General features: G+C 42.5%; 29 protein-coding genes and 1 pseudogene. 23 read left to right on the forward strand and 7 right to left on the reverse strand.

Annotated elements, in window-relative coordinates:
- The first annotated feature begins 4 nt into the window (after positions 1-4).
- The 15 genes and pseudogenes from LDL57_RS15970 to traT all read left to right on the forward strand — a co-directional run bounded on the left by LDL57_RS15970 (position 5) and on the right by traT (position 11,139).
- Positions 5-346, forward strand: coding sequence for a TrbI F-type domain-containing protein (locus LDL57_RS15970; RefSeq protein WP_225507618.1), 342 nt, complete (start codon positions 5-7; stop codon positions 344-346).
- Positions 339-677, forward strand: coding sequence for a hypothetical protein (locus tag LDL57_RS15975; RefSeq protein ID WP_225507620.1), 339 nt, complete (start codon positions 339-341; stop codon positions 675-677). The genes LDL57_RS15970 and LDL57_RS15975 overlap by 8 nt, the downstream gene beginning before the upstream one ends.
- Positions 674-961, forward strand: a complete 288-nt coding sequence (locus tag LDL57_RS15980) for a hypothetical protein (protein ID WP_225507622.1) — start codon at positions 674-676, stop codon at positions 959-961. Before LDL57_RS15975 ends, LDL57_RS15980 begins: the two co-directional genes overlap by 4 nt.
- The gene (gene traU / locus LDL57_RS15985) at positions 958-1,962 is read left to right on the forward strand and encodes a conjugal transfer pilus assembly protein TraU (protein ID WP_375141964.1); all 1,005 of its coding nucleotides are present in this window, start codon (positions 958-960) and stop codon (positions 1,960-1,962) included. The genes LDL57_RS15980 and traU overlap by 4 nt, the downstream gene beginning before the upstream one ends.
- Before the next feature lie 10 nt (positions 1,963-1,972).
- Positions 1,973-2,395, forward strand: a complete 423-nt coding sequence (gene trbC / locus LDL57_RS15990) for a type-F conjugative transfer system pilin assembly protein TrbC (RefSeq protein ID WP_225507624.1) — start codon at positions 1,973-1,975, stop codon at positions 2,393-2,395.
- A 625-nt stretch (positions 2,396-3,020) separates the two neighbouring features.
- Positions 3,021-4,177, forward strand: a pseudogene (locus tag LDL57_RS15995) (conjugal transfer protein TraN).
- Positions 4,177-4,941 (forward strand): type-F conjugative transfer system pilin assembly protein TraF, encoded by a 765-nt coding sequence (gene traF / locus LDL57_RS16000; RefSeq protein WP_225507626.1) that lies wholly within the window; start codon positions 4,177-4,179, stop codon positions 4,939-4,941. Before LDL57_RS15995 ends, traF (LDL57_RS16000) begins: the two are co-directional and overlap by 1 nt.
- A 2-nt stretch (positions 4,942-4,943) precedes the next feature.
- Complete coding sequence (locus tag LDL57_RS16005) at positions 4,944-5,156, forward strand: hypothetical protein (RefSeq protein ID WP_225507628.1); 213 nt, start codon at positions 4,944-4,946, stop codon at positions 5,154-5,156.
- On the forward strand, positions 5,117-5,470 hold the full coding sequence (traF, locus tag LDL57_RS16010) for a conjugal transfer protein TraF (RefSeq protein WP_225507630.1): 354 nt from the start codon (positions 5,117-5,119) through the stop codon (positions 5,468-5,470). Before LDL57_RS16005 ends, traF (LDL57_RS16010) begins: the two co-directional genes overlap by 40 nt.
- Positions 5,467-6,825, forward strand: a complete 1,359-nt coding sequence (locus LDL57_RS16015) for a conjugal transfer protein TraH (protein WP_225507632.1) — start codon at positions 5,467-5,469, stop codon at positions 6,823-6,825. Before traF (LDL57_RS16010) ends, LDL57_RS16015 begins: the two co-directional genes overlap by 4 nt.
- A 2-nt stretch (positions 6,826-6,827) precedes the next feature.
- Positions 6,828-8,132, forward strand: a complete 1,305-nt coding sequence (locus LDL57_RS16020; RefSeq protein ID WP_225507634.1) for a conjugal transfer protein TraG N-terminal domain-containing protein — start codon at positions 6,828-6,830, stop codon at positions 8,130-8,132.
- 98 nt (positions 8,133-8,230) lie between these two features.
- Complete coding sequence (locus tag LDL57_RS16025) at positions 8,231-8,749, forward strand: hypothetical protein (protein ID WP_225507636.1); 519 nt, start codon at positions 8,231-8,233, stop codon at positions 8,747-8,749.
- 32 nt (positions 8,750-8,781) lie between these two features.
- The gene (locus tag LDL57_RS16030) at positions 8,782-9,639 is read left to right on the forward strand and encodes a hypothetical protein (protein WP_225507638.1); all 858 of its coding nucleotides are present in this window, start codon (positions 8,782-8,784) and stop codon (positions 9,637-9,639) included.
- On the forward strand, positions 9,636-10,307 hold the full coding sequence (locus LDL57_RS16035; protein ID WP_225507639.1) for a hypothetical protein: 672 nt from the start codon (positions 9,636-9,638) through the stop codon (positions 10,305-10,307). The genes LDL57_RS16030 and LDL57_RS16035 overlap by 4 nt, the downstream gene beginning before the upstream one ends.
- Positions 10,308-10,398: 91 nt before the next feature.
- Positions 10,399-11,139, forward strand: coding sequence for a complement resistance protein TraT (gene traT, locus LDL57_RS16040; RefSeq protein ID WP_225507641.1), 741 nt, complete (start codon positions 10,399-10,401; stop codon positions 11,137-11,139).
- Between the two features lie 13 nt (positions 11,140-11,152).
- On the opposite strand, the gene LDL57_RS16045 is transcribed toward traT, so the two are convergent.
- The gene (locus LDL57_RS16045) at positions 11,153-11,389 is read right to left on the reverse strand and encodes a hypothetical protein (protein WP_225507643.1); all 237 of its coding nucleotides are present in this window, start codon (positions 11,387-11,389) and stop codon (positions 11,153-11,155) included.
- A gap of 110 nt (positions 11,390-11,499) precedes the next feature.
- Here LDL57_RS16045 and LDL57_RS17845 point away from each other — a divergent pair, with 110 nt between their 5' ends.
- From LDL57_RS17845 to LDL57_RS16060, 5 genes are read left to right on the forward strand one after another with little or no spacing between them, the layout of a single operon-like run.
- Complete coding sequence (locus tag LDL57_RS17845) at positions 11,500-12,246, forward strand: type IV secretion system DNA-binding domain-containing protein (RefSeq protein WP_255653925.1); 747 nt, start codon at positions 11,500-11,502, stop codon at positions 12,244-12,246.
- Entirely contained in the window at positions 12,192-12,749 is a 558-nt protein-coding gene (locus LDL57_RS17850; protein ID WP_255653926.1) for a type IV secretion system DNA-binding domain-containing protein, read from the forward strand. The genes LDL57_RS17845 and LDL57_RS17850 overlap by 55 nt, the downstream gene beginning before the upstream one ends.
- Complete coding sequence (locus LDL57_RS17855) at positions 12,704-13,258, forward strand: type IV secretion system DNA-binding domain-containing protein (protein WP_255653927.1); 555 nt, start codon at positions 12,704-12,706, stop codon at positions 13,256-13,258. The genes LDL57_RS17850 and LDL57_RS17855 overlap by 46 nt, the downstream gene beginning before the upstream one ends.
- Before the next feature lie 3 nt (positions 13,259-13,261).
- Entirely contained in the window at positions 13,262-18,013 is a 4,752-nt protein-coding gene (gene mobF, locus LDL57_RS16055) for a MobF family relaxase (RefSeq protein ID WP_225507645.1), read from the forward strand.
- Positions 18,014-18,051: 38 nt separating this feature from the next.
- Entirely contained in the window at positions 18,052-18,354 is a 303-nt protein-coding gene (locus tag LDL57_RS16060; protein ID WP_225507647.1) for a hypothetical protein, read from the forward strand.
- A gap of 70 nt (positions 18,355-18,424) precedes the next feature.
- Here LDL57_RS16060 and cspE read toward each other — a convergent pair whose 3' ends face one another.
- Both cspE and psiE read right to left on the reverse strand, forming a co-directional pair.
- A complete protein-coding gene (gene cspE, locus LDL57_RS16065; RefSeq protein WP_225507649.1) occupies positions 18,425-18,640 on the reverse strand; it encodes a transcription antiterminator/RNA stability regulator CspE in 216 nt (71 codons plus the stop codon).
- A 212-nt stretch (positions 18,641-18,852) separates the two neighbouring features.
- Positions 18,853-19,257: a phosphate-starvation-inducible protein PsiE gene (gene psiE, locus LDL57_RS16070; protein ID WP_225507755.1), complete on the reverse strand. Its 405-nt coding sequence runs from the start codon at positions 19,255-19,257 to the stop codon at positions 18,853-18,855.
- 131 nt (positions 19,258-19,388) lie between these two features.
- Here psiE and LDL57_RS16075 point away from each other — a divergent pair, with 131 nt between their 5' ends.
- Positions 19,389-19,877 carry an Hsp20 family protein gene (locus LDL57_RS16075; protein WP_225507651.1) on the forward strand — a complete coding sequence of 163 codons (489 nt, stop codon included), beginning with the start codon at positions 19,389-19,391 and terminating at the stop codon, positions 19,875-19,877.
- Positions 19,878-19,925: 48 nt separating this feature from the next.
- Here the strand turns inward: LDL57_RS16075 and LDL57_RS16080 are convergent, their stop codons facing one another.
- A complete protein-coding gene (locus LDL57_RS16080) occupies positions 19,926-20,324 on the reverse strand; it encodes a relaxosome protein TraM (RefSeq protein WP_225507653.1) in 399 nt (132 codons plus the stop codon).
- Positions 20,325-20,796: 472 nt separating this feature from the next.
- On the opposite strand from LDL57_RS16080, the gene LDL57_RS16085 reads away from it, so the two are divergent.
- Both LDL57_RS16085 and LDL57_RS16090 read left to right on the forward strand, forming a co-directional pair.
- On the forward strand, positions 20,797-21,267 hold the full coding sequence (locus tag LDL57_RS16085) for a lytic transglycosylase domain-containing protein (protein ID WP_225507655.1): 471 nt from the start codon (positions 20,797-20,799) through the stop codon (positions 21,265-21,267).
- Positions 21,268-21,291: 24 nt separating this feature from the next.
- The gene (locus tag LDL57_RS16090; protein WP_225507657.1) at positions 21,292-21,618 is read left to right on the forward strand and encodes a DUF4282 domain-containing protein; all 327 of its coding nucleotides are present in this window, start codon (positions 21,292-21,294) and stop codon (positions 21,616-21,618) included.
- A gap of 51 nt (positions 21,619-21,669) precedes the next feature.
- On the opposite strand, the gene LDL57_RS16095 is transcribed toward LDL57_RS16090, so the two are convergent.
- Genes LDL57_RS16095 through LDL57_RS16105 form a run of 3 tightly spaced genes read right to left on the reverse strand, consistent with a single transcriptional unit; the run spans position 21,670 to position 22,518 of the window.
- Complete coding sequence (locus tag LDL57_RS16095; protein ID WP_225507659.1) at positions 21,670-21,846, reverse strand: Rop family plasmid primer RNA-binding protein; 177 nt, start codon at positions 21,844-21,846, stop codon at positions 21,670-21,672.
- 38 nt (positions 21,847-21,884) lie between these two features.
- The gene (locus tag LDL57_RS16100) at positions 21,885-22,115 is read right to left on the reverse strand and encodes a hypothetical protein (RefSeq protein ID WP_180559254.1); all 231 of its coding nucleotides are present in this window, start codon (positions 22,113-22,115) and stop codon (positions 21,885-21,887) included.
- Positions 22,108-22,518, reverse strand: coding sequence for a ProQ/FINO family protein (locus LDL57_RS16105; RefSeq protein WP_225507661.1), 411 nt, complete (start codon positions 22,516-22,518; stop codon positions 22,108-22,110). The genes LDL57_RS16100 and LDL57_RS16105 overlap by 8 nt, the downstream gene beginning before the upstream one ends.
- Between the last annotated feature and the right edge of the window lie 77 nt (positions 22,519-22,595).

The raw sequence follows: 22,595 nt of genomic DNA on the forward strand, positions 1-22,595 counted from the left end.
CCACATGAAAAAGACGGCCATCATTAATTTCATCATAGGAAGTTTATTCAGTACGCTACTGATTATGTCCGTACACCACTGGCTTTGTCCGCCGACGAGCATTATCACCTTTGATATGAAAAAGACCACCGATCGCTTTTTAATGCAGGTCAGCAAACTGGACTTGTCAGATGAGAAAAAAGACCAGCTGATAGAACGATATAACACCACCTTAAAACGGGTGCTAGAAAAAAACAGTAAAAGTAACACTGTAATACTGGTCAATAGTGCCGTGATGGCAGGGGCAGTGGATAAAACGGCTGATATCCAGCAACAGATTGCCGAGGCGATGAAAAACCATGAATAAGTGGCTGCCTTGCATCGGTATGTTGATGAGTTTCAGCGCGGTCAGTCTAGCCACTGAAATCGGCACGTTTGGCGATGTGTGGGCGATAGCCGAACAAAACTTGCTGACGGTAATTGAGGGGCAGGTGGAAAGTGCTTTTTTAGGCAATGAGGAGAAAATTCACCAGGAATGGCGGGAGCGGGTAACAAAAAATGCCGAGCGTCCTGAACCGGTACAGGGACTCACCAAAGCGGTAAAAAATACTACCCGTACGTTTGACCCCAGTTTTACCGTCACCAAAGATATTCGTGACCACAATGGCACCCTTTTGCGCGCAAAGGGCAGAAGGTGAGTCCGTTTGATATTACCCCTTTTAATGAAACGCTTTATTTCATCGATGGCGATGATGAAAAACAGCTTACCTGGGTCGCCGCGCAAAAACCGACGACCGCCATCAAAAAAATTATTTTGGTGAACGGAAATATAAAAACCACGTCGGATGCCTTAAATCAGCGTATCTACTTTGACCAGGGTGGCGTTTTGGTTAACCGGTTTGGTATTGAACGATTGCCCAGTGTCGTGGATGAAATGCCAAATCATTCCTTACTACGGATAACTGAGGTGGCGGTGAAATGAACGTCTTTGTGAAATCAATACTCTTGAGCTTATTTTTCACGGTTTTGCTCCTCAATCCGATGCTGTCGGCGAAAGCGTCGTTGTGTGAGGGTCGCTGGGTTAATCCCATTACCGATATCTGCTGGCGTTGTCTGTTTCCAATCAGCCTTGGTGACATCAGTTTAAATAGCAGTAGTCTACCGGATACACGCAATCCCTCCTCACCGATTCAGTTATGTCCTGCACCACCGCCGTTATTTCAGCGCATCGGCCTGGCGATAGGCTTCTGGGAGCCGTTTGCCATGACCGATGTGACGCGCTCACCGATGTGTATGGTCAATATGGGTGGTTTCACCATTCCGATAGGACAAATTGGCATGGGAAAAGGCACCAAAGGCGCGAATGAAAATCCAGGCGGGATGTATCACGTGCACTGGTACAAATATCCGCTGATTAGCTGGCTTAACATCTTAACCACCATTGGATGCATGCAAGGTGGGGAATATGACATTGGCTATCTCTCTGAACTTGACCCGATGTGGATGGACGACAATCTGGCGCTTTTTACCAATCCAGAGGCGCTGCTTTTTGGTAACAGTATTGCCCAGTTAGCCTGCGCTGCCGATGCGATTGCCAGCGAAGCCCGCTTGCCACTCGATGCGCTCTTTTGGTGCGCGGGTTCACATGGCTCCATGTATCCGTTCACGGGGACGGTTTATTCCGAAAGCAGTGGCATTAATAGTGCGTTATTACTCACTGAGCGGATGAATTTTAAGTTACATCGCCAAGGTATGATTTGGGACACGATTGGCGAAAATAAGGCGGTGTGTCAGGAATACCCGACCGTAATTATGCCTAAAAGCCGTTACCGTTATCAGATGGTCAATCCCGTGCCGGATGCCAATCAGTGTCATCCCACCGGTCGCAATGTCATTCGCTGGCAAACCGGTAAAGAAATGCCCAACACTAAAAAGAACTACGGCTATCTGGTGTGGAAAAAACGCAACTGTGTGGTGCTTTAGGAAAATAACGATGCAAAAATTCACCTTACTCTCCCTGTTAATTTTATTGATATCAGTCGCTACACCGGCAGAGGAAGGGATGCCGTTAGAAGGTATTACCCAAGAAACCGCCTATTTTTTATCATCCAGCATTCCAGAAAAAACGCTAGTGACATTATTAAAATCGGCACAGACAAAAGGAATTCCAGTCTATTTTAATGGCCTGATTGACAACAGTATGGAAAAAACCGCCTACTACTTACTTAATCTAATACAAAAATATCAGGTAGCCGGCATTCAGATTGATCCGCTGCGCTTTGACTACTATGGCATTACTCAGGTTCCTGCGCTGGTTAAACGCTGTGGCAACACGTTTGATGTCGTGTATGGCTCAGTGGCGCTGGATGAAGGATTAACGCAAATCAGTCGTCATGGAGCGTGCCGTGATGAATAAAATACTGACCGTGCCACTTTTGATGTTTGCGATATCGGCGTTTGCCAACGAGATGGATAGTGCCGCGAAAGAAGGTTATGACCTGGCTGAACAAACGCAAAAGCAGACGGAATCTGCGCTAACGAATTTTCAGCCACAAAAGGAATTACCTAATTTTACGCCTAACCCCAATGAGGTAGATTTCTATCAAGATGCATCGAAAATAGGCAATGCTGCCAATCAGTCCCTGGGTGAAAGTGAATTAGGCAAGCTCGTCCGGGAAACCTATATCAATAATCCAAAGGATAAAATCGACTGGCAATCGGACATGGTAAAAAACAGCCAAACCATTCAGGAAAATGCCGAAGGGATTACCGCAGGCAGTGCTGAGCAGTGCAGTAAAAAAAGCATTAGCCAATCGACATTTAAAGAGCATGTCTGCGAACGGGGAAAAACCATTGTCAGTACCTGTGCCAACACGGCCAGCGTTGCATGGACGAGCGAAACGAAAACAAAGCGGGTTACCCGAGAGTATCCCTTAAACCGCCAACCTTATCGTAAAGAAGGGAGTAGGATTGTCGTAACAATTACACCCGATGTGAGTGGTACGATTGAAAAAGCGACCTACGCCTACAGGGGTGGTTATATGGATGATTATATTGAAGTAGAGGGATTAGGTGCACGGTTTACTTATGCGATTAAAGGCAGCCGTTCTGTGGAAAATCCGCTTAACATTAAAACCCGAGAATGGGTTAAAGGTCAGCCCATTCGGTTTTCACATAACGAGGAGAGTCGATATGGAAAATATGAGTTTCGCCAAGGGGCGCCGGTTACCTTACGTTTTACCCTAAAGGTGAGCGAGACAATCTGGCATCCAAAAGTCGTTTGGACAGCGAACTGCCCTATTGATAAAGGCAATGCGGTCAAAACAAAAGCCTGGTGCAGCCAAAAAGGCGAAACCCGTTATGTCGTTAAAGGCGGCAAACGTTATCCTGTCACGTTACCTTGCTGGCAAGGATCCGAGGAGTGGGTGGTCTCTGAACGGGATGATAATACCTGTGGTCGTTGGGAAAAAGACCCTAATTGCAGCGAAGGGTCGCGCCAGTGTTTGCAGAAAATCGGCAATTTATGCGTCAAGGAATCGGTGAAATTCCAGTGTCAACAAACCACGCAGGGGGAAGGGTTTCTCTGTGGCGGTAAATTCTACTGCTCGGACGGCAAATGTGCCGCCATTGCCTCGGGCAAAAATAATGACTTTGGCGAAGCGGTATCGCAATTAGCCGCACTTGCGAAAGCCGGTAAAGACATCAGTGGGGATGGCAAAAATATCAGTGCGTTTACCGGTAAACCGATGGCGTGCCGTAAAACGGCGATTGGTTTTAGCAATTGCTGCAAAAGCAGCGGTTGGGGGCATGATATTGGTCTTGCCAGTTGTGACAGTGAAGAAAAAGCAATAGGCAAAGCCAAAGAAAAAGGATTGGTGATTGATGTGGGGGAGTTTTGCGCTGAAGACGTGTCAGGCGTTTGTTTGCGTAAAAGCACAGCTATTGCGTGTTTGACAGTAAGCTCGCGCAAATTGTGCAGGCACAAGGGAGAGGAGGTCAACTGGGCGTGGGATTTGGTAGTGCTAAACATCCAGATTGTCGCGGACTAACCATTGATGAGTTGCAACGGGTGAAATTTGATACGCTCGATTTCACCGAGTTTTATGACGAACTCAATAGCCAGACAAAACTACCGGATAGCAAAAAGCTCACTGAGAAAATCAGCCAGCAGATCAAGAATGAATTGTCAGGGGGTTGATGATGAAAAACCTATCTGTTTGTCTTTTGTTGCTATCGTTTTCATCTATCGCAAAAATTGATGATGGCTATCACTACTCCCCTGCGGTCGGTTGGCATTGGTATAACGAACCTGCGCCACAGCAGGAAGCGCCGGAAGAACAACAATCCCAGTCAAAACCACCCTCAGCCGTGGAAACCATGCAAAAAATCAAAGCCATTGGCGATGAATTACGCAATGCCGCGGTGCTCGACCCGAAATCGCCGGAGAAAGTGGCGCGCTGGATAGCGTTTCAAAATTACTGGTCGGATAACGCCAGTCAGTTTTCAGCCACCTGGCAGAAGGTACTACTACTGAAACCGGAACTCGATTACAACAACCGGCATTCCCATTATAACGCCACGGCAACCCTGTCTTACGCGAACGAACGTAAAGCACAAACTGCTGCCATTAAAGCCGTCAATGAACGCTACGGGGTCTTTTTCTTCTATCGCGGCAAGGTACCGTTAGACAACAAACTCGCCCAAGTGGTGCGGGAATTTGCCCAGCAATATCAGATGGCGGTGATGCCCATCAGTGTCGATGGAGTGATAACCCCTGAGTTACCTAACAGCCAGAAAGACCGAGGACAGGCGGCAAAAATGCAAATTCGCTATTTCCCTGCGCTCTTTCTGGTTGACCCGAGCACGGGCAGCTACCATCCACTGGCTTATGGTTTTATCAGTCAGGATGACTTAGCGAAACGCCTATTAAACCGCGTCACTGATTTTGCGCCGAGGGATTAACGATGAAATACATACTTTCACTTCTGTTACTGATGCTGACATTACCGATCGCCGCCAATACGCTCGATGAAATCGCCGCACTCGAAAAGCACAAGACTGTAGCCATGAATGACACAAAACAACAGCGAATAGCGCAAAAACGAAGCACCAGACCTTTCGCTTATCAACCGGTCAGGTGCTTAATATCACCGATTGGCAAATCGTGCATTTTATGAAATCCGATTGCCAGTATTGCCAGCAGTTTAATCCCATTCTGAATGCCACCGCGCAGCAACTGGGTATTCCAGTTTTTGTCTACAGTTTTGACGGACTGGGCGATAGCACCTTTCGTAACGTATTACCGGTCACCCCGGATGTGATAAGTGAGTTTTTCCCTGAATTACCGCAGGTGACGCCCACCGATTTTATTGTTAACACCCAAACGCTGGTCGCTATTCCGGTTTCGCAAGGCATGCTGAGCGCAGAAATGTTCGTTAACCGACTGGAGCAATCTTTTGGGCTTGCCGAAAAACTGGGGGTCTTGCAATGAAAAACCGCAATCCAATAATTGCCCTGATGCTGTTTTGTACCACAACGCATGCGGGTATCAATGAAGATTTAAACAATTTTTTTCAGGAGCTCAATAGCGGCAGTGGCGCAAATGTCACCCAAGCTGCGGCGTGGCAAGGACAGGCAGCCGGTTATCTCACCGGTGGCTCGCTGTTTCTGCGCAATCCCGTCAGGCAAATCCAGCTTATCTCGGTCACCTTGCCCGATGTTAAAGCCGGTTGCGGCGGCATTGATGCCTATCTGGGGTCATTTAGTTTTATTAACTCTGACCAGATAAAAGTGATGGCCAAACAGATTTTAAGCAACGCCGCCGGTTACGCCTTTGACCTGGCGTTAGAAGCCGCACTGCCGCAAGCGAAAGCGGTCAAGGATTATCTGCAAAAGCTGGCGACCGATATTAACAACACCAATATCTCCACCTGTCAGGCGGCGCAAGGGATTGTCGGCGGGCTATGGCCAAAATCACAAGCGGCCAGCCAGCACATCTGTCAGGATATCGCCGGTAACCACAGTGTTTTTGCCGATTGGGCAGCCTCCCGTCAAGGCTGTGGCGTGGGCAATGAAACCAACAAAGTGTTTAACCATGCCAATGACGAAGAGAAAAGGCGGATCCCGCGCAATCGCAACTTAACCTGGAGTGCGTTTGAAAAAATTAATCAGTTTATAAGTAGTGACAGGGAATTAAAGGAGTTGATGATGTCGCTGGTCGGCACGGTAATTTATGGCAATCAGGGAGAGTTATCAATCTTGCCAGGGCTCGGAGCGAATGATGGTGTGATGAACACAATTCTAAAAGGTGGCATAACAGAAGTCTATCGTTGTGATAGCGTTACCCAGTGCCTGAAACCGACCAAAAGCAAAATCACCGTGCCGACCAACAAGAGCATGATAGCACAAATCCAGAAGTTGTTGTCAAGCCTGTTTAAAAAATCCACCACCGATGCGGCGTTAACCGATAAGGAAACGGCCTTGATTGGCAGTACCCGCGTCCAAATCCTGCGCTACGTGATTGACAGTGCCTCATTAAGCCTCGATGAGTCAATGGTGACGTCATTGGCTGAGTACATCGCCAGTGACATGGTGGTGAGCTATATCGACGGTCTGATTGATTTAGTGGAGGTGGCAGGTGCGGGGAGCCTGAATACCGAAGAAGAAAACAAACAGTTTCAAAATAGCCTGAAAACCGTGCGCGAGAAAATGGCGCAGCGCTTAACCAAAATGCGGATTAATCAAAATCATCTGCTGGAGCTTGAGCGCAATTTGCACTATTTACGTCAGCAACTCTCATCAGGGTTGTCTGACCGGTTGATGAGCAACTATCAGTTTGGAGGGTAAAGATGGTACTGGATACCTGGTTTATTAGTGGGGGTGATATGGTGACCCAAACCTTGAATGCAGTGACCGCCATGGTTAATCACCGCACTTGGGGTGGGTTGCTTTATCTGGCGGAAACGCTCGGTATTTTAACCTGCGTCATGACGTACGTTAAAACCCATGACTTAAAGGGACTTTTTGCCTGGGGATTCACCTTCGTTTGTGTGACGGCATTATTGCTTACACCGAAAGTCACGGTGGTGGTCAACGACCTGACAAGGCCAGACAAAATCAATCGGGTGGATAATGTGCCAGTCGGACTGGCCACACCACTTTGGCTACTGACCGGTATCGGCCATTCAGCGGCCATCTTTTATGATGACTTTTTCCATCTGCCAGAGAGTGTCGCCTACAGTAAAACCGGTTTGATGTTTGGCCAGAAACTGATGCAGGAATCCCTCACCTTTCACAGTCACAGCCCTGAGATTAATGCCAATTTCAGTGAATATGTCAAAAACTGTGTTATTCCTGATATCCAGCTAAACCACAAATACAGTTTAAGCCAGCTACTCCATACCCGTGATATTTATAGCCTGATTTTCTCAAAACCGAGCCCCTTAAGAGGGATTTATTATCAGGGCTGGGAGTCTGAAAATACCGAAGGGGCACGCAGTCAGTTTATGACCTGCCAGCAAGCCACGGTAAAACTTAAAGCGCTGCTTAATCTCGATACCACCGGAAGCGGGAGCACGCTGATGTTTTATGCCAGAAAACTCTTTCCAGGCCGCCACGATGCCTCAGTGGTGTTACCGCATATGCTCGAAGGCAGCTATAACTACTTTATGAAAGCAAGTCAGTCTGCCGCCGATATTTTAAAACAGAACATCATGATAGCAGGCTTACGAAAAGGCTTTAATGCCTATATGGCCGCGATGAACGACCCCGCAGGGTTAAATTTGATGACCACCGAGCAGTCGCTGGCCAAAATGCGGCTATCACATCAGGCCAGTTATCATCTGGCCAGTGAAATGCTGCCGCAACTCAATACCGTGCTGATGCTTTTATGTATTTCGCTCTTTCCGATTATGGTTTTAGCGCTTTTTGTAAGAGAAATTACCACAAAAGTGATAATTAATTACCTTAACGTCATGGGCAGCCTCATGTTATGGCCTGTGATGTTTGCTATCTTTAATCATGTTTACAATTTCATGATGGCCACCACGCTAAATGGCGAAAATGTAACGTTTTCTAATCTAGACAGACTCACCCAGACCGGCAGCACTACGGCAGGCATTGCCGGCTGGTTGATGATGTCTATTCCGTTTTAAGTTTTAAACTCTTCACCTCACTTGGCCAACAGATTGCCAGCGCTGGCTCTTATCTGGGTAATGCTCTGGCAGGGGCAACCACCGCGGATGCAGGAGCGGTGGCCAGTGGTAATTATAACATGGCCAATATGCAGGTGGAAAACATTAATGGCTTTAAAACCGATTTAAACCGCAGTTTCAAAGCCGGACTCTCCAGCCAGCAAATCGATAACGGGGCGATGATTAGCACCACCCAAAGTGGTCAGCATATTGTCGATACCACGCAATCCATCTCGAAACTGCCCTTTAGCCTGGATACCAGTTCAATGCTCGATACCAGCTTTAGCAAAGCCTTAAGCAGTCAACACCGTGAAACTGAAAGCTATCATCAGGGATTAAAAAGTGCCATATCGGACACCTACAATATCTCAACCGCACTCAGTAACCAGTTTAGTAAACAAGGGTCGCAAGACAGTAAATTATCCAGTGAACAACGCCAAGCCATTGAAGATGTTCACCGACAATCCCAATATGCAAAAGAAGCCATGTCTTCAACTAACAGTACAGCGAGAGAATATAGAACTTCAACGGATAGTACCGATGTAGCTGGTTTTGGTTTTGGTGCTAAAGGAGTCTGAGTGTTAGTAAGGGATCAAGCGCAAAAGCCAGCGTGGAGTTGGATGCGAATGCAAGATACAATCATGAATGGCGTGATACAAACACAGACTCTGCATCAAAAAGCAATAAAACCAGCGAAGATATGCAATCTGCAAAAGATTTTGCATCGAGTCAATCCGCAACCGTTATTAAGAACATGACAGATGATGACATTAGTCGTATATCTAATTCAGAAACGCGTTCTCTAGTGAGAGATCTACGAGCCTCACTGCAAAATACCAGCGAAAACTTCGCTGGATTTACCGCAAGCCAAACCAAAGAGCAAACTATCTCGGAACAAGCCAATTTAACCGAAACCGAACGTTTAAGTGCTTCCCACCGCCTGGAGCAGGAATTTACCCAGTTTGCGTATTCGCGTTTAGGTGAAGCTGAGGCAGGTCGTGTATTAACGGATGCGGGAACACCTGCGGTCAGGGCACAACGTGAAGCGCTGGTCAGCGAGTTCAGTGACAGGATAGCCGATGATATCCGCCATAATCATTTCGCCAGTCAAGCAGTAGTGGCCAGTCATTATCAGGGTATGCAGGTAGCTCATGATGCCAGCCAATATAATCCAGCCGGCTTTGATCAAAGTGCGGCACAATTGGAAAAAATGGCCGATAAAGGCCAGATTCGGCAACACCAGACCATCGTTAACCCTGAAACGGGTGAAAGAAACACGGTTAGTTTAGTTGAATCTGCTGAGGCCAATACCGGCGAATACGCGAAAGCGATACGGGCAGAGCAAACCGATTTTGGCCATAATGTGGCACCCACTCAGGATAGAATAATGGCGAATGAAAAGGCGATAAATAAGGAAAAATCGGCTAATCTTAAAAGGTACGAGGATAAAGGAGGAAAATCACAATGAGATTTATTGCATTTATCATCACAATAGTCATCCTCGAAACGCTGTTTTTGTTCTACTTTAAGCAAGCCTCTTCGATGATCGCTATGAGTGTCATTAACCTGAGCGCTTTATTTTGTTTTTTTTCAAAAAATTGGCGGGAAAGTGAGAAAGTATTTAAGTATCCATTGTTATTTGGTTTTTTTATCGGAAATATTTTAATTCTCTCAAGAGAGTTTTTAGAAATATCGGCAAAAAATGATGGATATGTGCTTTCAGAAGTTATCTACGGAGGGATAATACTATCCGCAATCATTTCGTTATTTATTGCGGCAGCCATTCTTTTTTCTTACGCGCCTCAAGATTGGCAACGGAATGGATATTCACATCATTCATCACATAGCTTTTCTCCTTTCAATAGTGAAAGCTCAAGCAGCAATCTTTTTGATGATGATATCACTGATAGATTAGAGACTAATCCCGCCACAGGGCTGTCCATGAGTGGATGTGGTTCAGATTGTGCTGGAAATATGTATGGTTCCAGCAGTTATGATATAGGCGGATCTCTATCTTCCTATTCGTTTGATAGTTCTTATGATGATTCATCACTTAATTCATCTAGTCACTATGACAATGATTTCAGCACGACAAGTGGGTTTGATCATGATGACTATAGCCGTCGTGATAGTTAATTCTCAGATATAACCGTCTTTATTACCCTTTTACTTGAACAGTATCCTGTTCAAGTAATTCATTATAACTTTAACAAGGAGTTTTTAAAAAATGGCATCAACGTTTAAGCGTTTAGTGCTGGTGAGTTTAATTTCCAGTTCATTAGCCCTGACCGGCTGTAGCGCAGTCAGCACAGCAGTAAAAAAACGCAACCTCGAAGTCAAAACCCAGATGAGTGAAACTATCTGGTTAGACCCCGCTTCCCAGAAAACCGTTTATCTGCAAATCAAAAACACCTCCGATAAAGATATGTCGAATCTTGCCGGTTTAATTAAACAGGCTGTTGAGGCGAAAGGCTATACGGTGGTGAATAATCCCAATGCCGCCTATTACTGGATACAGGCTAACGTGTTAAAGGCGGATAAAATGGACTTAAGGGACGCCCAGTTATTCCTGTCACAGGGCTATCAGGGTGCTGCACTGGGGGCGGCAATCGGTGCTGGAGCATTGGCGTACAATACCAGCTCTACAGGGGCAGCCCTAGGTGGTGGATTAGCGGCAGGATTAATAGGTGCGGCAGTCGATGCCATGGTGGAGGATGTGAATTTCACGATGATAACCGACTTGCAGATTAGCGCCTTAAGCAAAGGCGCGAAGGTCACGGTTAATGACGTGGCAAGCCTAAAACAGGGGACTTCAGGTGCTAAACATCAGACCAGCACCGAAACCACCAACCGTCATAAATACCAGACGCGCATTGTGTCCAATGCCAACAAGGTCAATCTGAAATTTGAAGAAGCAAAACCGGAGCTGGAAAACCAGTTAGCGAAAAGTATTGCCAATATTCTTTAATTTCTTTCCCGTCTTAAAAAGCCCAATAAATAAAACTTTCTGGATAGAAAATTGGGCTTCCTGTTGCTAAGGAAACATAATCATGAGTCTTGATGCCAGAAACATGACCCAGGGTGGTCAGGTAATTAAATACATGGTGGCGATGTTTATGCAGATTGCCAATATTGTGGCGTTCTGGGTAATTCTGGCTACCATTCTTGTCTTTTTTGCCACCATTGCCTTTCAAATCCCACTTGAGAAGATGATACACGGGTTGTCTTATTGGGCAATAGACAAACTGGTCATCCCGCTACAGGAAGCCATAGGCACTAGCGAAGGGAGTCCCTTTACCTTTCACTGGTCAAACCCCGAACCGGTCAGGTGGTTGAATTTGAAAAAACCGCCCGTGAGGTACGCTTCGACCGGTATTTTATTTATTGCTATGTGTTATTGAAAGAAGCCGCATTCTGGGCGTGGGGAGTCGCTTCCTTTACCTTTGTTGGCCTGATTGTGGCGGTGTTCTGGTGGTTAGGTAAAAAAGGCGCGCAGCAGCGAAAAAATGAGATTATTGGTGGTCGCTATCTGGCGGGGTCAGTAAAAGAAATTAACCAGTTTTTAAAAGCCAAAGGTAAAATATCACCACTTAAGATTGGCGAGTTGCACCTGGTTGAAAACAGTGAACAACAAAATGTTGGGCTGCATGGCACGGTGGGAACAGGGAAAAGCACTGTTATTAATGACCTGTTAAGTCAGGTGAGACAACAGGGGAAAAGAGCCATTATCTATGACAAGGGGAATAACTTTATCCCCCTTTTTTATCGCGAAGGGAAAGATATCATCTTAAACCCAATGGATGCCCGTTGCCCGAACTGGGATTTATGGCGTGAATGCCAAGACCGCGCCGATTTTGAAACCTTTGCCCTGCCGTTATTGCCAGACGCAAAAAGCGGTGACCCTTTCTGGCTGATGTCTGCGCGCCTGTTGTTTGTTGCGACCGCTGAGCATATGCGCGCACATCCTGACCGTTCAATTGAAAACTATTACAGCGGTTATTGTCCATTTCGCTCCCTGAATTGCATGATTTTGTCCAGGGCACTGATGCGGCTAATCTGGTTGATGGCAGTATAGAAAAAACCGCCATGACCATTCGTACCGTGTTAAGTGCCTATGTCAAAGCCTTGCGCTACTGTCAGGGATTGGAAAAAGAAGGCAAGCCGCCATTTTCCATTCGGGAATGGGTGCAAAATGCCGATGAAGATGCCTGGATTTTTATTTCCAGCGATGGTCGTTTGCATGCTGCCTTAAAGCCGTTAATCAGCACTTGGCTCAATCTTTCCATGCAATCGGTACTGGCGTTAACACCGAGCAGAGAAAGTCGTATCTGGACAGTGTTAGATGAGTTACCCAGTCTTCATAAGCTGCCGGTCATTAGCGATTATCTCTCCGAAGCACGTAAATTTGGTGGAGCAACCCTCATCGGTATTCAAAACTTCTCACAACTGGAAGCGAACTATGGCGCTCATGATGCTCGCAATATCTGGGATTTGGCGAATACCACCTTGTATTTTCGTGCCCCAGTGGCAGTGTGGCGGAGTGGGTACAAAAAGAGCTGGGCGAAACCCGTTTGCTGAAATTCCGAGACCAGTATAGCTATGGAGTTGATACCATCCGTGATGGCGTCAACTTCTCAAAAGAAGATACCCGTGAAAAAATTGTCAGCTTTTCGGATATCCAGAATCTGGATGATTTAGAGTGTTTTGTCTCGCTCCGAGGGAATGTGCCGATTGTCAAACTGACCCTGCAACACAAGCAATATGAAACGATTGCCGCAGGGAAAATTGAGCGCGATGTCTCCGCCATTTTTGATAATCAGATTGAGCAGGAACTGAATAAATCGGGGATTGAAAATAAGCTCGATAAACTGCTGACCACTCAAGATAAAAAATCAACATCCAGCAAACCGAATGAAGAGAGTAATACGCCCCATGCTATCGATAATTCTAGCCCAAAAGAGATAGTGTCTATCTCGACGTTCACAGGAAAACTGTATCAGAAAACATCAGAGCCTGAATCTTTAGAAGCCGCCGAAGAGACCAACAAAAATCTCCGGCACGAAAAAAGCACAGAAAAGGAGATTTAGCGTATGTTGTCGGTTAAAAATCTGACTAGTGGTGGTGCAGCTACCAGTGCCAACTATTATGAGGAAAAGGATAACTATTACTTTGTCGGTGAAGAAGGGACTGGGTGGTTTGGTAAAGGCGCTGAGCGGTTAGGATTAAGCGGCACGGTGGATAGAAATACCTTTGAACAGGTGCTGGAAGGAAAATTACCGGACGGCACCGATTTGAGTTTTAATGTGAATGGTAAAAATAAACATCGACCTGGCTATGACTTAACCTTTTCTGCCCCTAAAAGTGTCTCAGTATTAGCGTTGGTGGAAGGTAATGCCGCAGTGCTGGATGCACATAAACAGGCGGTGGTATCAGCCCTCAAAGAGATTGAAAGCGTAACTTCTACCCGTTCAATGACAAAAGGGGTCACGCAAACAGAAATCACCGGCAATGCAATTGCTGCCCTTTTTCTTCACACCACTAATCGCAATCTCGACCCCAATTTACACACACATGCATTACTAATGAATGCCACCTGGTCAGATAAAAAGGGGTGGAAAGCACTGTCATCAGATAAGATTAACCGCAGTGGATTTAGCGAAATCATTAACGATTTACAGGTTACTTTTGGCGCTATTTATCGCCAGCACCTAAAAGAAAGTTTGCAGAAACAGGGTTATTCGTTTATTTCAACCGGAAAAAATGGCTTATGGGAAATAGAAGGCGTACCCACCGAACCCTTTTCATCCAGACGCAAGGAGGTTGTTGAAGCGGTAGGCGAAACCGCTTCTGCTAAACAAAAAAGTGCCGCCGTGTTAGCCACCCGTAAGGCAAAAACCTTTACCAATGTTGAAACACTGCATAAAGAATGGCAAGCAAGACTTACCAAGACGGGATATTCCGCAGATAACGTGAAAAAAGCAGAAAACCACAACCCATCCGCACCTGTAGTTAACCTTAAAGAGGCCATCTCACAATCCATTAAGGTACTATCCGATAAAACCACCCGATTTTCCTATGATGCATTATTAACCCATGTCATTAATCGCCTTCCTTGCCAGACTAAAGTATTAGAAACATTACGCAAGGAAATTAACCAGGCGATTAAACAAGGGAGTCTCGTACCACTTAACTCAGAAAGCACGCTGTTAACCACCCAAACCCACCTTAAACAGGAAAATGAGGTCAGCGCACTCATTCATCAGTTGCGGTACAGTAAACATGAATTAACAACAACACAGGAAAGCGCATTAGCTAAAAATATCACGCAAAACAATGTCCGGTTTAATCTGGTTAACCTTAAAGGCGGGTTTGCCCATGAAATTCAGGTTATCGAGGAAATCCACACTCTTGCCAAAGAAAATAAGTTAAATACCGTTATCATTACGCCGAATAAAAAAATCAGCGATAAATTACAAGAGCATATCAATAAAAAAGTAAAAACCATCAGTATTGATGACTATTTAAATGACGCACAGAAAAACAACCATAAACGGCAATTAATTGGGATTTACCAGTCTGAGCATTTGCCCCTTAATAAAGTCGCGTCGTTACTGGGGCGCTCCTACGCTGATGGCGACACGATAATTGCATTAGATAGTGCTAGTCGTAAAAATAAGGGGCTGACCAGTGAAATCGCCCGCGAAATCGGCACCGAACCGATTAACGCCTTTGAATCCAATGCCGATAAACATCTCTATTTTATCCCTGACCACGACAAAGCATGCAGAATAAAGACCGCCGCTAATCATTTTGCTAACCTTTATGCCTTAAATAAAGATGTCATCATTCAGGCAGGGAATAACTCAACAAAAGAAGCAATAACCACCAAAACCCGTGATATTTTAATCGAAAAAGGATTGCTGTCTGAAAATAAGATGGTAATAACCACCAAAAAATCGATATTTTTAGATGCCGCTAACCGCAATCAGCGTAATACCTATAACATCGGCATGATACTTGAGCGCACAACAGAAAATGAACGGCAGCAGTATCAGATAAAAAGTATTAGCAAACAAAGTAATAAACTCCTGTTACAAGACCGATTAGGCAACACGTCTGCCCTCTCAATTAATAAAATCGATAGTCACTACCGTCTTTTCAAGGTGCAAGAGATAGAACTGCGAGAAGGTGATAGCGTCAAATCAACCGGTGTGTTTGGCCAAAATATCCAGGCCGGCAAAACCTTTACGGTGACGGAGTTAAAAAAAGGCAATTTTTTATTTGCCGATAAAATCATCATGGAAGATGAATACGGCAAAAAAGCGTCATTCACCCCAAAAGCCGATTGCAAACTGGAATACCACTACTGTGAAGCATTTGGAAACAGTCTTGATAAAAATCAAACCGTGATTGCGGTGTTTAACGAAAAAGAAGTGAATAATTCAACTATCAACCAGATAAGACGCAGCGGGAAGAATATTATCGGCATCACTGGTTTGGATAGCGAAAGTATTCAAAAACGGTTACAGCAAAGTGAAATTAGCACCACCGTGCTCTCGGATATCCAACAAGGCAATGAATCCTTCATAAAAGCCGTTGATGTCGCTAAAAATAATGTCACCCCTGATATTCAAAAACAGCTAAACATCGCCATTGACCGGCGGACAAAATCAAGTATGGTTTTTAATAGCCTTGATGTCGTTACTGATGCCGCAAAATCCAGTGATTTTTCGTTTAATGATTGCATAAACGCGTTTAAACAGCGCCTAAAAAAAGGCGAAGTGAAATGCGTGGATGAAACAAAGCACGAGTTTTATGGGCGGTTTATTCGCAAAGAAGATTTTGATAATGAGGTCAAAATCCTCACGCAGATTTTACAGGGCAAAAACAGTCAATTACCGTTAATCCAAAATAACGAAAAACTACATTTTACCGGATTAACCCAAGGCCAACAGAAAGCCGCCGAACTCGTCTTAACTTCAAAAGACCAGACAATCATGATACAAGGCTATGCCGGTGTTGGTAAAACCACGCAGTTTAAAACGGTGGCGCAAGCCCTTAATAATAATCGACCCGATATGAATATCGTCGGACTCGCACCCACCCATAAAGCCGTCAATGAATTACAGGCCGCGGGCATAAAATCCCAAACCATCGCCAGTTTTCTGATGGAAAAGCACCAGAACAATCTCAAAACATCGTATAAAAATACCTTGTTTGTAATTGATGAAAGCTCGATGATTGGCAATAAAACCCTGGCAGAATTACTACTTAACATCACAGATAATGCAGGAAGAGTCGTCCTCTCAGGGGATGCAAAACAGCTAAAAGCTTTTGAGCGGGGCGCCCCTTTTGCCCTTGCCTGGCAACGAAGTGCCGCCGATAAAGTGGTGATGGACGAAATCGTCAGACAAACCCCCGAGTTAAAACCCGCCATTGAAGCAATTATTGCCGGAAACACGCAAAAATCACTGGATATTATTTTCCAGGTTTCCCCTGACAGAGTAGCAAGGAATGTTGGTGCTTTTATCCCAGAAAACTCAATCATGAAGGGGAATTCATCAGGTAAACCACAGGAAAACGACAATCAAATGAGAAAAAGGGTGGTTGATGACTATGTGGGGAGAACAAAAGAAGCGCGTGATAACACAGTGATTATCACCCCGTTAAATGCCGATCGAAATCAGTTAAATGAAAACATTCATGCGGTGATGCAAAGTCAACAGATGCTGGGTAAATCAGCCCGTATTCCTGTCTTACAACGCATTAACCATCAGGAAGCGGATTTAAAAGATAGCCAATTTTGGCAAAACCAGTTGGGTCACATCGCAAAAATCAATCAACACTATTTTGAAATAACAGGAGTTTCAAAAGAAGGCATTGTGAGCCTGATAAATCGGGAAAATAATCAGGAAAAATACCTGTCACCCCTTGAAGTGAATCCTGCCGTCGTCGCACTCTTTGAAGATAAAACCATTGAAGTCTCAGAAGGTGAAAAAATCCGCCTCACCACAACCGATAAAGACCGCAACATTGCCAATAACGACAGGGGCATGTTAAAGCGGATTGAGGACGATAAGCTCTATATTGAGTTAAACGGCAAGCTCGTTACTTATCAACCCAAAAAAGAATATGCCGACAGACATCTGGATTACACCTATGCCATCACAAGCTATGCCTCACAAGGCGCTTCTTATCCGTATGTTATCGTCTATGAAGGCGCGCGTACCCTCGCCGCAATGGATAACACCTATGTGGAATTATCCCGCGCAAAAGAACACGTTCAGCTTTATTTATCAGATGGCAATGCGTGGATGGAAGCCCTTACAAAGAATTCCGGTGACAGATTAACCGCGCATGACATCCTGAATAAACTGGAAGACCAACTGGCTCGCAATGAAATCAGAATTTGGGATAACAGCAAAGAAATTGGCAACACTAAATTAGCGAAAAAAATCGACCAAACCCTAGTTGAAATCGCCAGATTCTCACACCATGACCGACCTGAATTGTTATTGCCCGTCACCAACGAGCACGGCATTCAGCGAGGAAATCTCCATATACCCGTTGGCGTTTATACAGGGAAAACAGACATCGAAGAAGCCAGTTACAAAGGCGCACCCGATGGTATCTATATTGTGCTGAACAAAGGCAATGACGAGAACAGCATTAATTTTTATTCATTGTCACAATTTGATGAAGCCTTAAAAAATGATACCAAAGACAATACGATTGTCATTGAACTGAATAATGAAGAATCTGCTAAAAATATAGCTCAACAAACAGAATCAGAAAAAATTAACGAAAATCAGGATAGAACAGGCGAAGTTCCCTCTTCTTAAACAAAATCAGCGAGGAAAACGAGATCAATCGGTATTCGTTGAAAGAATTCGATGAATCGATAAAAAACGATATAAAAGATAATACGATTCAGTTTGAACTAAATAAACCGGATAATGAAGCGTCACCTCAATTACCTCAAGAAGATAAGTTAGAAAAAGTCGATGATAATAAAGATGTCATTTTCGAATCAATACGCTTAAATGATAAAGAAAAGATGCTGGATATTCAACTTGGAGAAGAACCAACGAAACTTGAAAAAGAAAATGATGAGATAAATATTTCATATCATCATGAGGAAGAAAAAAACCAAAAAATCAAAGAAAAAGAGTATGGGGGTTAATTTTTGATAGGTACTAAATGTGATTATCGCATAGTATAAAGATAACTATGCGATAATATAAATTAATGTACTAGCATAAGACTATTACATTAGTTGCCGAAGGTCCTTTATGGCCACTTTCGACTGAGAAGTTTACTTCTTGCCCTTCATAGAGCGTTTTATAATCATTACCCTGAATGGCAGAATAATGAACAAACACATCCTGACTGCCGTTTTTAGGTGAAATAAATCCAAAACCTTTATCCGCGTTAAACCACTTAACAATACCTGTATTGATGCTTGACATATAATTTCCTTAATTTTGTTAATTAATCTGAAAATTTCAAAGATTAACATGATCTTACTAATGGTATTTAATCAGAAGGAACTCATTAATGAAGAGGTATTATGATATCGCTAAATTTTGAATTACTTAAAATTTTTACTAATAAAAAGAGATTGTTAATCTCGGTGCTGGAGTTCATTAAGTCATACTTTATCGTTTTAATCAATAGTTTTTTATTCTACAAGACGTTTGGCGTTAGCTAAATACAAGGCTAAAATCATGACTAATATCGAGATTGCATAAATCAGTACAGAAAATGGATCTTTATGTTCTACGATAATTAATCGAATGATAGCGGTAATACCGATATATACAAAATATTGTAAAGGGAAATGATACAGAGAATTAAAATATTTAATTATCAATGCGATAAACTCAAAATAGAGAAAATAATTAACGATACCTTCGAGTAAAAGGTAAGTCTGGTTAGGATTAGCTGACTTGAATAATAGTAAAGATAAGGTAAACGTTTCTTTCATCAAAAAAATAATCAAAATAACAGCTAACAATAATAGACTAAAACTAATTATCCGTTGCAATATACCTGATATTAATGTTGATTGAGATAATTCAGATATTCGCAATTTTGTCATATTTAGTAATTTCATTAACTATAAAATCCCCTTGAAAATAAATAAGGTTACCCATATTTTAGTATTATAACTAAACAAAGTAATATACGAATCAATAAGCGCAAAAGGAGGACAATATGGCTTATCGTTCTTTTTCTCTTATCCCAATGCTTAATGACAACCTGTTATCCGACCGGTTTACTCAAATGGATAAACTGTTTAGCCGAATAACCGGCGAAAAACCGTTGTCAGACATGCCTACTTACAATTTATACCAAAAAGATAAAGAAAATCTGGAACTCACAGTAGCAGTTCCTGGTTATAAACAACACGAGTTAGATATATCCGTGCTTAATAATAAGCTGACCATCAGCGGAAGAAGTGAAACGGAGAAAGAAGAAAATAACGATAATAGCAAAACAGAAAAATGGCTACATAAAGGTATTGAGAAAAAAAGCTTTTCGATGAGTTTCGACCTTGACCATCGAATAAAAATACAAAATGCCAACTTAGCCGATGGATTGCTAACATTAAACTTTAATTACGAAATACCGGAAGAAGAAAAACCACAAAAAATCGCTATTGGTCAAACTTCTCAACCAGAAGTTATTGAGCACAAAAAATAACTTTTAAAGCCCCTAATTTCAGGGGCTTTTTAATAAAAAAGCGTTATTTTATTTTAGTTTAAAGAAATGACTGATTTTATAATCAACTTCCTTTATTTTATTATTTACCGCTTCATAACCAAATTGATTTATAGTATTACTATCAATCTCTTTTGGATTTTTAAACGATAATTCAAACATTGATTCAATTTGTAATTTTGATTTAAGAACAGCATCAGCAATTAAAGCTAACTTTTCATCAAATGTGACATCTTGATCACTACTTTGCTCATTTTTTTTCTTTAAAACCCTCGCCCCTATTTTTAACATTTCCAATGCTACGGCGGTTCGATTTGCTGTTGATTTATTCTCTCCATCCTGTAATTTTTTTTCTATCATTTCATCAATAAATTCCAAAACAGAAAAAGGCACTCTTAGTGTCATCGGGTAATTTTTTTGACTTTCCATTTTATACCTTACAATTTGTTACATTTATTTGCATTTCAAAAACAATTTATGGCTAGCTGACCAGCATGTTTTAAATTTTTTTTTGCTAAAATTCAGTATAAATCACCTTATAATTGTAATTATAAAATTACTCAAAAGAAAGTTATAACTTTCTTTTGTTTTATTTTATATTATTATCAATATCTTAATGTTAGAATTTTTAACTTTCTTATAAGCAAGTTATAACTTGCTTATAGCTTTCTTTTTGAAACTCTTTTTTTGATTGAAATATATACTACCTTAATACAATAACTTGAATTTAAATGAAAAGTTACGCAAAGTTTATTTTGCGTGTGGTGTGTAAGTTAGTGGTGGAAAAAGCGGATTTGGTGAGGTAACATTGAGAGTCTTTATTGGAATTTCTTTGAAAATCTTTTTGCTTTATCAGGGCGACAATATGCCGAATTGTGATGTTTTTAATTAAAAGAGATGGGTGATAAAAATTAAAAATTTAATGTGGCTATTGTGTCTTGTTATCTCAAAATTAGCTTTTGCCGATTGTTTTGATAAAGCCGGAAGTTATTATCATCTCGACCCCGATTATTTAAGAGCCATTGCATGGCAGGAATCTAATTTCAATCCAAAAGCAAAAAACAAAAATAAAGATGGCTCTCTTGATTTAGGGATTATGCAAATTAACACCAAAACATTTAAATCAATTAAAAAAGAATATCCGGCTTTAACAGAAAATAAATTAGTAAATAATCCATGTCTGAATATTCATATTGGCGCCATGATTTTAAATCGAAATTTTGTCAGGTTTGGTAAAAACTGGCAATCCGTAGGAATGTATAACGCTGGCATGCAAAATAATAACACATCGATTAAAAATCGTTATCGATATGCAAATTTGATTTATCAAAAATATAAAAAGTTAAAATTAGAAAAAACAGGAGAGATTTAAATCTAAATCCACTCGGTGGAATAAATGAAATTTAAATCTTACAATTCATTAATGAATTTAACAGAATTAAAAAAGGAAATAATCATGTTGAAATCTTTATTAAGATTAGATGAAATGATAACCCCTAAGATTATAATTGTTTTCTATTGGCTTGGGATTATCGCTGTTTTATTTTCTGGCATTGCGGCTATTATTGCCGGGAGTTATTCGGAGTTTTTCTCCAGTCTCATTGGTGGCTTAGCCATAATCGTTATCGGCGTTATTAGCGTTCGGGTTTCTTGTGAATTAATTATTTTATTATTTAACATTTATACCAAACTTAAAGAAATCGCTGAAAACACAAAATCATGATTCAATTAAAAATTAATCACTCCCAAAAGGTCAATTTTTTCGTTGGGGTGATTAATTTTCCAATCTTCGCTGCAAGTGCAGATAAAGCGCCTCTGCCATTTCATGTAATTCTTCGCACTCATCTGCGCAGTCATCCAGATTGATCTGATTGAGCTTATCCAAGAGTATTAGGGTTTGACTTTCAATAAAGCCCGCCATATTCAAGGTAGAGAGTTCTTGTTTTGTCATCGTTTGTTAAAGCGTTCAATAATAGATTTGATATAAGGTTATTTTATACGATGATAAGGACTCTTTCTTTTCCTTCGCTGTCTATCAATCGCATGGAGTTTAGCAATACCGGTAAATATATCAGGAACGATTTCGGTTTTTTGGCCATGAAGATGATTACCTAATCCTCCCCAACGTTGAATAAGTAATAAATCACCAAATAAATCATAACTGAGCGCTGCCTCATACCAGCGTGCATCATTTTCCCAACGCCAAACTAACCTAACCATCAACAGGTTGTTGAAACGATTTATTAAGTCTGGCCAGACGCTGTAGATTATCCTCAACATCCGCCTGGGTAACCTCGCCTGCCACCTGACCGTCTTTGTCATAACGACTAGCGCTTAAGTGGATAAGGGCGCGATAATTAGCGTGGTGTCCAATACTGCCTAAACAGGCTCTTAAACGCCTTCTGGTTATCGGTAAGCACTTTTCCTTCACTTCTTGCCACATATCCTGCTGAATACCAATTTTCATCGGTCTCAGCTGATGTTCAGGAAACAGGGCTGGCCAAAAGATGTTAATTTGGGAAATTGCTTCTGCTAACGGCAACCGTTTTTTAGGCGGTTTCGGTGGTTTTGGGATTTTAACCTTAACAACAGGTTGAGGCTTTTCAACCCGCTTTTGGGTCACTGGCTTAACAGGCTTTTGGGGTTTGGTTTTTTAACCTGTTTTTTGGGCGCAGGATTCACCCAGACCTTTTTTCGGTA

This window comes from Arsenophonus apicola, from assembly GCF_020268605.1.
GTDB lineage: Bacteria > Pseudomonadota > Gammaproteobacteria > Enterobacterales > Enterobacteriaceae > Arsenophonus > Arsenophonus apicola.

Excerpts from the sequence above, each read along its gene's own strand:
- LDL57_RS16035 (WP_225507639.1), top strand. The coding sequence starts at position 9,636 with ATGAGATTTATTGCATTTATCATCACAATAGTCATCCTCGAAACGCTG.
- LDL57_RS16020 (WP_225507634.1), top strand. The coding sequence starts at position 6,828 with ATGGTACTGGATACCTGGTTTATTAGTGGGGGTGATATGGTGACCCAA.
- LDL57_RS15975 (WP_225507620.1), top strand. The coding sequence starts at position 339 with ATGAATAAGTGGCTGCCTTGCATCGGTATGTTGATGAGTTTCAGCGCG.
- LDL57_RS16005 (WP_225507628.1), top strand. The coding sequence starts at position 4,944 with ATGAAATACATACTTTCACTTCTGTTACTGATGCTGACATTACCGATC.
- LDL57_RS16095 (WP_225507659.1), bottom strand. The coding sequence starts at position 21,846 with ATGACAAAACAAGAACTCTCTACCTTGAATATGGCGGGCTTTATTGAA.
- LDL57_RS16090 (WP_225507657.1), top strand. The coding sequence starts at position 21,292 with ATGAAATTTAAATCTTACAATTCATTAATGAATTTAACAGAATTAAAA.
- trbC (WP_225507624.1), top strand. The coding sequence starts at position 1,973 with ATGCAAAAATTCACCTTACTCTCCCTGTTAATTTTATTGATATCAGTC.
- mobF (WP_225507645.1), top strand. The coding sequence starts at position 13,262 with ATGTTGTCGGTTAAAAATCTGACTAGTGGTGGTGCAGCTACCAGTGCC.
- traU (WP_375141964.1), top strand. The coding sequence starts at position 958 with ATGAACGTCTTTGTGAAATCAATACTCTTGAGCTTATTTTTCACGGTT.
- LDL57_RS16015 (WP_225507632.1), top strand. The coding sequence starts at position 5,467 with ATGAAAAACCGCAATCCAATAATTGCCCTGATGCTGTTTTGTACCACA.
- cspE (WP_225507649.1), bottom strand. The coding sequence starts at position 18,640 with ATGTCAAGCATCAATACAGGTATTGTTAAGTGGTTTAACGCGGATAAA.
- LDL57_RS16075 (WP_225507651.1), top strand. The coding sequence starts at position 19,389 with ATGGCTTATCGTTCTTTTTCTCTTATCCCAATGCTTAATGACAACCTG.
- traF (WP_225507626.1), top strand. The coding sequence starts at position 4,177 with ATGATGAAAAACCTATCTGTTTGTCTTTTGTTGCTATCGTTTTCATCT.
- traT (WP_225507641.1), top strand. The coding sequence starts at position 10,399 with ATGGCATCAACGTTTAAGCGTTTAGTGCTGGTGAGTTTAATTTCCAGT.
- LDL57_RS15970 (WP_225507618.1), top strand. The coding sequence starts at position 5 with ATGAAAAAGACGGCCATCATTAATTTCATCATAGGAAGTTTATTCAGT.
- LDL57_RS16100 (WP_180559254.1), bottom strand. The coding sequence starts at position 22,115 with ATGGTTAGGTTAGTTTGGCGTTGGGAAAATGATGCACGCTGGTATGAG.
- LDL57_RS16080 (WP_225507653.1), bottom strand. The coding sequence starts at position 20,324 with ATGGAAAGTCAAAAAAATTACCCGATGACACTAAGAGTGCCTTTTTCT.